This window comes from Anaerotignum lactatifermentans, from assembly GCF_016902535.1.
Lineage (GTDB): Bacteria > Bacillota > Clostridia > Lachnospirales > Anaerotignaceae > Anaerotignum > Anaerotignum lactatifermentans_A.
This window is the reverse complement of sequence record NZ_JACSNY010000044.1, coordinates 1-1,005: the sequence shown is the minus strand read 5'-3', so window position 1 is coordinate 1,005 and position 1,005 is coordinate 1. Positions and strand designations below refer to the sequence as shown.

General features: G+C 41.2%; 1 protein-coding gene. It reads right to left on the bottom strand.

Going from position 1 to position 1,005, the window contains the following annotated elements; translation table 11 throughout:
• Positions 1–259 precede the first annotated feature (259 nt).
• Positions 260–1,005: HipA domain-containing protein (locus tag H9X84_RS13160; RefSeq protein ID WP_243423771.1), on the bottom strand; the 746-nt coding region annotated here is incomplete at its 5' end.

The window sequence follows — 1,005 nt, the reverse complement described above, 5'->3', positions numbered from 1 at the left end:
CCAGTGGGGCAACAAAAAGTACATGAACATGAAGCACCTGGAGGCTGCCGTTAAGGATACCTCCATTGCTGGCTGACTTCATTCACACCAGAGCTTGCAAACCAATTTGTGCAAAACTGTTGACACTACCTCCAAACTGCCTTGCCCTGCAACTACTCCACCTGCTCTACAAAGTGGCACACAAGGGCAAACAGGGCGCAAAAAAAGGCGAACCTTTTGGCTCGCCTACTCTTTGTTTTGCTTATTCTATTGTTTTGGATTAGAAAATCATATCATTTTCTTGTGAAATATCCTCTTTTATCGTGTGTTCGTTTGCAATCTCTCCCAGCAATTCTGCTCTTTGGCAGAACGCATCACATAAAACTGTCCTGCGTTCTCTGCTGATGTAAGGTGATTGGGATAGGATTTCTTCCATTTCTTCTTCCATACCTTTTAACTTTTTCATGTCTAACCATGAAAAATCTTTTACTAGTTTGATCTGTTCTCTATGGGTTTTCTTGAAAGGCTTGGCTGGCAGATTGGGAGAAAGTGGCTTGATCAGACTTTCCTGTGTGTTATACCACAGTGATGTTCCACAGTCAAAAATAGGTGCAACACCAATCCATTCCAATGTAACTGCGTTTCGAATCAAGCCAAAGTTATTGAAATGTCTGTCTTCATTTCCGATCAGAAAATCCAAAACAATCATTTTTTCTGTCTGCTCTCTGATATTTTTTACGCCAAGTTGTTCCGCACAATTCAGATAAAATTCATAGTCCGAGAGATCATTTGGCTTCTTTCTGCTCTGCATGATATGGTATGCTGATACCAATTCCGTTTCAGAAGTAATGAAATCCTGGCAGACAGAAAACGGTTTTTCATGCTCCCACAGCAATGTATACTTCGTATGTGGGATGCATAACCTTTCCGCAATCCCAGAAGCAATCACTTCACATAAAGGTTCCTGCTGGTATGGATTACTTCCGCCTTTGATTAAAACTCTTTTTCCATCTGCAATCTTCCACT